General features: G+C 54.8%; 7 protein-coding genes. 2 read left to right on the top strand and 5 right to left on the bottom strand.

Annotation, left to right across the window (positions count from 1 at the left end; genetic code table 11):
- Positions 1-89: 89 nt before the first annotated feature.
- A complete protein-coding gene (locus VOI14_RS13975) occupies positions 90-1,352 on the top strand; it encodes a 6-phosphofructokinase (protein ID WP_323752656.1) in 1,263 nt (420 codons plus the stop codon).
- 89 nt (positions 1,353-1,441) lie between these two features.
- Here VOI14_RS13975 and VOI14_RS13970 read toward each other — a convergent pair whose 3' ends face one another.
- A complete protein-coding gene (locus tag VOI14_RS13970) occupies positions 1,442-1,684 on the bottom strand; it encodes a GrxA family glutaredoxin (RefSeq protein WP_323752655.1) in 243 nt (80 codons plus the stop codon).
- A gap of 151 nt (positions 1,685-1,835) precedes the next feature.
- Positions 1,836-3,962 carry a methyl-accepting chemotaxis protein gene (locus VOI14_RS13965; protein WP_323752654.1) on the bottom strand — a complete coding sequence of 709 codons (2,127 nt, stop codon included), beginning with the start codon at positions 3,960-3,962 and terminating at the stop codon, positions 1,836-1,838.
- Positions 3,963-4,019: 57 nt separating this feature from the next.
- Between VOI14_RS13965 and VOI14_RS13960 the strand changes: the two genes are divergently transcribed.
- On the top strand, positions 4,020-4,445 hold the full coding sequence (locus VOI14_RS13960; protein WP_323752653.1) for a YqaA family protein: 426 nt from the start codon (positions 4,020-4,022) through the stop codon (positions 4,443-4,445).
- A 3-nt stretch (positions 4,446-4,448) separates the two neighbouring features.
- On the opposite strand, the gene VOI14_RS13955 is transcribed toward VOI14_RS13960, so the two are convergent.
- The 3 genes from VOI14_RS13955 to VOI14_RS13945 form a co-directional block, all read right to left on the bottom strand.
- Positions 4,449-5,846, bottom strand: a complete 1,398-nt coding sequence (locus VOI14_RS13955) for an AarF/ABC1/UbiB kinase family protein (protein ID WP_323752652.1) — start codon at positions 5,844-5,846, stop codon at positions 4,449-4,451.
- Between the two features lie 139 nt (positions 5,847-5,985).
- Positions 5,986-6,624: a lipoyl(octanoyl) transferase LipB gene (lipB, locus tag VOI14_RS13950; protein ID WP_323752651.1), complete on the bottom strand. Its 639-nt coding sequence runs from the start codon at positions 6,622-6,624 to the stop codon at positions 5,986-5,988.
- Positions 6,624-6,893 (bottom strand): DUF493 domain-containing protein, encoded by a 270-nt coding sequence (locus VOI14_RS13945; protein ID WP_323752650.1) that lies wholly within the window; start codon positions 6,891-6,893, stop codon positions 6,624-6,626. Before VOI14_RS13945 ends, lipB begins: the two co-directional genes overlap by 1 nt.
- Positions 6,894-6,914: the final 21 nt, after the last annotated feature.

Raw genomic sequence — 6,914 nt, 5'->3', positions numbered from 1 at the left:
GTCAAGAGTCGGCATCCCCTCATGAAAAACGGCCGTGTTTGGCGTATCATTCGCGCCAACTTTGAACCAGCAGGAGGCTTGAGCCCGCGATGGCGATCAAGAACGCATTTTATGCCCAATCTGGCGGGGTAACCGCCGTCATTAATGCCAGCGCATGCGGCGTTATCCAGACCGCACGCAAGTACCCGGATCTGATCGGCAAAGTATACGCCGGCCGCAACGGTATCATCGGTGCACTGACCGAAGAACTGATCGATACCAGCCTGGAGTCTAATGAAGACATTCAGGCACTGATCCACACCCCGGGCGGTGCGTTCGGCTCTTGTCGCTACAAATTGAAGAACTTTTCAGAAAATCAGCGTGAATACGAACGACTGATCGAAGTGTTCCGTGCCCACAACATCGGCTACTTTTTCTATAACGGTGGTGGTGACTCCCAGGACACCGCTTACAAAGTCTCTCAGCTGGCCGACAAAATGGGCTACCCGATCACCTGCATCGGTGTGCCTAAAACCGTCGACAACGACCTGCCCTTCACCGACTGCTGCCCGGGCTTCGGCTCTGTCGGCAAGTACATTGCCACCTCGACTCTGGAAGCCAGTCTGGACATCAAGTCCATGTGTGAAACCTCCACCAAGGTGTTCATTCTCGAAGTTATGGGCCGTCACGCGGGCTGGATTGCAGCTTCCGGTGGCCTGGCAGGCCAGGAAGAAGGCGAGCCACCTCACATCATCCTGTTTCCGGAAGTTCCGTTCGACCGCGAGAAATTCCTGGCACGGGTTGATCAGTGCGTGAAGGACTATGGCTACTGTGTGGTGGTGGCCTCTGAAGGCGCCCAATACGACGATGGCCGTTTTGTTGCCGATGCTGGCGCCAAAGATGCGTTCGGCCACACTCAGCTGGGCGGTGTAGCCCCGGCCTTGGCGAATATGGTCAGACAAGCTCTGGGCCATAAGTATCATTGGGCGGTCGCTGACTATTTGCAGCGCTCTGCTCGTCACATTGCTTCGGCCACTGACGTAGAACAAGCTTATGCTGTCGGCGAAGCCGCGGTAGAAATGGCTCTGGCTGGCAAGCAGGCGCTGATGCCGACGATCGTGCGTGATCAGGTCAAGCCTTACCGCTGGTCAATCGGTGAAGCCAACCTGAGCGAAGTGGCGAACCAGGAAAAGAAAATGCCCATCCACTACATTACGGATGACGGCTTCGGCATCACTCAGGAATGCCGTGACTACCTGCAGCCACTGATCGAAGGCGAAAACTTCCCTCCGTTCGAGAATGGCCTGCCAAAGGTTGCCAAGCTGAAGAACCAGCTGGTTGAGAAGAAGCTGAAAACGGAATTCAATCTCTGATCAGCGAGACCTGAACGCAAAAGCCCGGCTACTGAAAAGTAACCGGGCTTTTTTGTGACACTCTAAACAAGCATCAGCTCGTTGCGTACTTAGACCCCGTGCTGACGCACGTAGGCGAAAAACTCATCGCAACCGCCCACATACTCCGAGCCGACCAGAATCTGCGGCACCGTGTAAACCGGCTGACCTATCCGCTCCGCCACATCCTGCTTGCTCAAACCCTGCTTTACCATATCAACCCAGGTGTACGGAATGTTCTGGGACTCACACAGGTCTCTGGCTCGCAAGCAAAAACCGCAACTTGTACGCCCGTAAATAGTGACCTGTTCCATAACAACCTCCTGCGACAAGGGTTAACCCTTGTGGTGAATAAGACAATAACGTCAATTGCGTTGAATGATGACACGCGCAGGGAAAATTAAAAATTGATCCTGCACATAGTGCTCATAGTAAGTACCGATACTGAGCCGGTGGTGACCCAACTCAGGTTTTCAGGCGTTCCAGTTCCCCGTCCAGCACCTGGACCTGTCCGTCCAGCGCTTCGCCACTTTGGCGAACCCGCTGCGCCAATTCGCGCAGGTCGGTGGCAGCGTCACCAATCTGGGTCAGGTTACGATTAATCTCTTCGCTCACCGAGCTTTGCTCTTCCGCCGCTGTTGCGACTTGCGTGACATGTTCGACGATCACACCGATGCGTTCGACAACCGTGGCTAACGAATGGGCCGCTTCTCGCGTGCCATCCACCGCGCCGGAGGCACGATCCACACCATGCTGAATTACTGACACGGCGTCGGTGACATCGCCTTTCAAGGCTTCGATCATGTCACTGATCTCATCGGTGGACTCTCGCGTTTTCGAGGCCAGCGTTCGCACCTCGTCCGCCACCACCGCAAAACCACGCCCTTGCTCACCGGCACGGGCAGCCTCGATCGCCGCATTCAAAGCCAGCAGATTGGTCTGCTCGGCGATACCGCGAATCACTTCGATAATTCGGTTTATCTCTTCGCTGCGCTGTTCTACATGCCCAATCGCCGAGCTTGCTTCCCCCATATCACCGGCCAAAGCATCGACCCCTTTGACGGCGGCGCCCAAGGTATCCCGCGTGAACTGGATGCCGTCCCGAGCCGCGCGGGCATTGTCGGCCGCTTCGCTCGAGAAACCGGCCACTTCGCCAGCGGCTGCCGACATTTCATTCATGGCCGTGACAACACTATCGATATCACCGTGCTGCTGGCCAGCCTGGTCATCAATGTCGCGGCTTACAGCCCCCATATCGGCAGCCTGAGCACGCACCTTGACGTTCACCTCTTTCAAGTCGCCAATCATCTCTCTGAGGCGGGCAAGGAACCGGTTAAAGCCACCCGCCAAGGCAATCAATTCGGCATGAGTGTCAATAGCCAACTCCCGGGTCAGATCACCCTCCGCACTTGCCAGATTCTGCATCCGGTCCCGGATCTCATCGAGCGGCCGGGTCACCGAACGGACCAGCAGAATCAATAGAGCAAGGGCTGCCAACACCACAATCGTTGCAACCATTGCCTGCCGCGTGGCGGTTGCATTCACTTCGGACGCCAGCAGACCAGTGATTTCATTCACACTGGCAAGGGCCACATCTCGGGGCAACTCGATTAACAACGACCACTCGCTCCCGGACAACGTGACTTCGACAGTCTGCGCTACCGCCAGAGTATCGCCATCATCAAAACGACCGGCCTGCTCGTGCAACTTGATGAATTCCGGCGCTAGTTTTGGCAAAGCTTCCTTCAGCGGCCGCCCCAAATGCTGCTGATAATGACTAGAGGCCGCAATAAGCCCACGCTCACTCAGTAAAGTGACTCTGGATTCGCCGTCGAAAAGCCCCTGACTCACCGCTTTGACCATGTTCTGAAGCGTGGAGAGATTTATGTCGATGCCAACCACTCCGGAAAATTGCGCCTCACTCACAACCGGCACAATGAGGCTGGTCATCAGCTCCGAATACCCCTCCTCTATTTCATAGTCGTAGGGTTCCAGCAGGCAGGGTTGCAGGGACTCCATGGCACACAAATACCACTCCGCTTGGCGGTCACCAAACTCGTTGCGGGCGTCCAGATACTTTTCCGCCGGGTCCTCTACGCGATTAAGCTCAACCATGCCTTCCGGGTTTCGGAAATAGTAGATATCCAGCGTGCCTTCATCACTGCTGTGTTCTGCGACCCCGTCTTTGAAAAACTCATCCAGGCCATCGTAAGCGTTGGGCTCAAATTGGGCGTAGATGGCGCTTATATCGCCCTGTTCCTCCAAAACAGCACGAAGCGTGTCCTGCAGCGCCCAGCGGCTGATACGCCCGAACTTATCGTTTTCTATGTTGCGGCTGATCAGAACCCGGAGTATGTCCGGTGTTTGGTAGGCTGCTTCAAACTTACCTGTGACCAACTCACCGTATTGGCCGGCGGTTGCACTGAGTTGGTCCATCACAATACCCTGCACCATGTCGTGGGTATCATCTGACAAACGTTCTTTCATTACTCCTAACGACCATTGAGCCGTCAAAACGATGCTGAGGCTGAGCAGCAACAACAGCGTGATCACCAGGCCGTATAGCTTCAAACGGAGCGAAAGATGTTTCATAGAACGTAAAACCTATTACAGTAAGCGTAAAAACACATAGTAGAGCATGGAGCGCCCATGGCGTACCTCACCCTTTTTTTGACATCCTTCGCAGCCGCCACGCTGCTGCCGGCTTATTCCGAAATACTGCTGGGCACGTTGGCGAATCAAGGACTGCCCCTTTTTTGGCTATGGCTCTCGGCGACCCTTGGCAACACACTGGGGTCTGTCGTTAACGGAGTTATCGGCCGACAAGTAGATCGCTTTAAGGACAAACGTTGGTTTCCGGTCAGCGAGATGCAACTGCACAAAGCCCGCAACCGGTTTAACCGGTACGGGCAATGGTCACTGTTACTCGGCTGGCTGCCGCTGGGCGGGGATGCCTTAACACTCATCGGCGGTATGATGCGAGTGCCGTGGCTGAACTTTATTGTCTTGGTGGGTATCGGCAAAGGCCTGCGGTACGCCCTCGTTATCTGGGCGGTTCAGAAAGCCTTGGGCTAACCGTTACTCCGGGTAGAGGTAACGCCTGAGAATGTCTTCGCCATTAAACTCGGAATACAGCACGGCGATAAACGTGTAGACACCAATCAGCTTGCGGTTCAGGAACACAAACTCCTTGGGTGGCACTCGGAAGTACCGACTAATGGCTGAACGGGCAGCCTGTCTCGCCACCCGGGAAGGAAGATCGCTTTGCTTCCAGCGGTATTCGCCGTCATCATTCACCGCGTAATCTGGCCACTCGCTGCGATCTTTCGCCAACGGTTCCAGCACCGACATACACACCGAGCCAAATTTCTCCAGCACCGCCTCTGGCCAATCCCGACTCATAAAGTTTAGCGTAACCCCACCTTCAATCACCAATTCCAGATCGCCTTCATAAGACGCTTTGATCATCTGAATGACCGGTGTGAGAAACTCATCGGAATAGCTTTGCACGGCACCGAAATCAAGCAGCACGATTTTGTCCCGGCCACGGTCTTCACCCGGCTCGTTCGCAATGCGGATTCGATAATTACCAAAATTCGGGTCGGTCTGAATCTCGCCCCAATCGAACAACTCCCGGAAGAACAATTCAAGGGCCGCCTTACCCAGCTCACTGCGCCGTTCTTGAGGCAAGGCCGACACTTCCGGCGAACTGACGGAATGGCCGTGTTCGTAAGTAGACGCGATGATGTGATCGGTCGAGTACTCCTGCAACACCCGAGGCACAACAAACCGCGGGTCCTCTATGAGCATGGTTCGGAATTTTTCGGTAGTACGGGCCTCCAGTCGATAATCCACCTCACGGTGCATCATCTCCCGGACTTCTTCCAGCCAGTCGTTAAACTCTGGCCCAAAGCTAACAAGACGGGCGACTTTCAATAACTGAGCAACGGCGTTCAAATCACTGTCAACGGCATCCCCCACGCCGGGGTACTGAACTTTCAACACCAGTTCCAGACCGTCGCTTTTCCGCACCGCACGGTGTACCTGGCCCAAGGATGCCGCCCCTATGGGTTCAGGATCCACTTCCAGCTCCGCCAGCCGGTCGGCCCCGATTTCAGCCTTCAGCACCCGTTCGATAGCCGGCCACTCCAGCGATGTGGTTTGGTCTTCGAGCGTATGCAGCGCTTCGGTGACTTCGTCCGGCAAAAAGTGCTCACCGTAAAGCGCCATGACCTGACCAATTTTCACCACACTGCCTTTGAGCTTGCCAAGCTCGTGAACCAAAAACTGAGACTGACTCGAGAGCATCGCCCGGTGCCGTTGGTCACGGGTTTCTTTCGCGCTAAACCAATTGGTGGCCATGTGGGAGGCCATTCGGGTACCGGCAAACAAACCGGCCTTAGTCAGAGACAATCGGCGCTCGAAGCTGCCAGTCTTGATGCGGGAAACGGATTTTGCGGGCTTTCTGGTAGACATGAAGAACCTGTCTTAATGTGGGGTGCTCGAAATGTGGCCAGTAAAAGATACCGCCTAACAACTCTCACGCTACATTATATCGACACTGCACGCAGACAGCTTATCCCATCCGCCCCACAGAGATTGCTATACGGGCCAATTACCAGCCCTGCTTGTATTCGATGTCGTGCCCGTTCAACCCGGAGACCAACTCCTTAATCAGATGCTGTTCAACGTCGTATACCGAAACACCGGGCACGAAATTACTGACCTGAGACATCGACATTCCCGCATAACCGCAAGGATTGATTCGAGAGAAAGGCTCCATATCCATATTCACGTTCAATGCCAGACCGTGAAACGAACATCCTTTGCGCACACGCAGCCCCAGAGAGGCGATTTTCGCGCCGTTAACATAGACGCCGGGCGCGTCCGATCTCGGCGCCGCCTCGATATCGTAATCAGCAAGAGTACGAACGATCGCTTGTTCGATCTCATCAACAAGCGATCGAACTCCCAGCTTGCGCCGGGTCAGATCGATAAGCAGATAAACAACCAACTGCCCTGGCCCGTGGTAGGTGACCTGCCCTCCCCGGTCCACCTGAATCACCGGAATATCCCCCGGCAGAAGAATATGTTCAGCCTTACCGGCCTGCCCTTGGGTAAACACTCTGGGATGCTCAAGACACCAAAGTTCATCAACCGTAGATTTATCACGGGACGCGGTGAACGATTTCATCGCTTCCCACGCTTCCATATACGGCTGTTGCCCAAGAGAGCGGACGATAAGGTCTGTCATCACAACACCATATGAACCCGGCCGGTGGCCTTCAGTTCCTCGAAAAGCGCTTTAAGCTGAGGCTCCCCGGTGGCAACAATCTTTACCCGGACCGAACAAAACCGACCATTTCGACTGTCATTTACGGAAAGAGCAGTCTTATCAATACCCGGCGAATGTTTTTCGACAATGGCTGCAACCACATCAATGAAATCCGGGGCAGAGTCTCCGATTACCTTAATCACGTAATCACATGGAAACTCAATTTTCGGTGCTTTCGGCTCAGTCATGCCGCCCTATACTCCCAAGTC

Origin of the sequence: Marinobacter sp. (genome assembly GCF_034669625.1) — a bacterium.
Taxonomy (GTDB): domain Bacteria; phylum Pseudomonadota; class Gammaproteobacteria; order Pseudomonadales; family Oleiphilaceae; genus Marinobacter.
This window is presented reverse-complemented; position numbering and strand designations above follow the sequence as displayed.

What these genes read in the sequence shown, in the direction of transcription:
- VOI14_RS13975 (WP_323752656.1), top strand. Translation starts at nt 90, where the DNA reads ATGGCGATCAAGAACGCATTTTATGCCCAATCTGGCGGGGTAACCGCC.
- VOI14_RS13970 (WP_323752655.1), bottom strand. Translation starts at nt 1,684, where the DNA reads ATGGAACAGGTCACTATTTACGGGCGTACAAGTTGCGGTTTTTGCTTG.
- VOI14_RS13965 (WP_323752654.1), bottom strand. Translation starts at nt 3,962, where the DNA reads ATGAAACATCTTTCGCTCCGTTTGAAGCTATACGGCCTGGTGATCACG.
- VOI14_RS13960 (WP_323752653.1), top strand. Translation starts at nt 4,020, where the DNA reads ATGGCGTACCTCACCCTTTTTTTGACATCCTTCGCAGCCGCCACGCTG.
- VOI14_RS13955 (WP_323752652.1), bottom strand. Translation starts at nt 5,846, where the DNA reads ATGTCTACCAGAAAGCCCGCAAAATCCGTTTCCCGCATCAAGACTGGC.
- lipB (WP_323752651.1), bottom strand. Translation starts at nt 6,624, where the DNA reads ATGACAGACCTTATCGTCCGCTCTCTTGGGCAACAGCCGTATATGGAA.
- VOI14_RS13945 (WP_323752650.1), bottom strand. Translation starts at nt 6,893, where the DNA reads ATGACTGAGCCGAAAGCACCGAAAATTGAGTTTCCATGTGATTACGTG.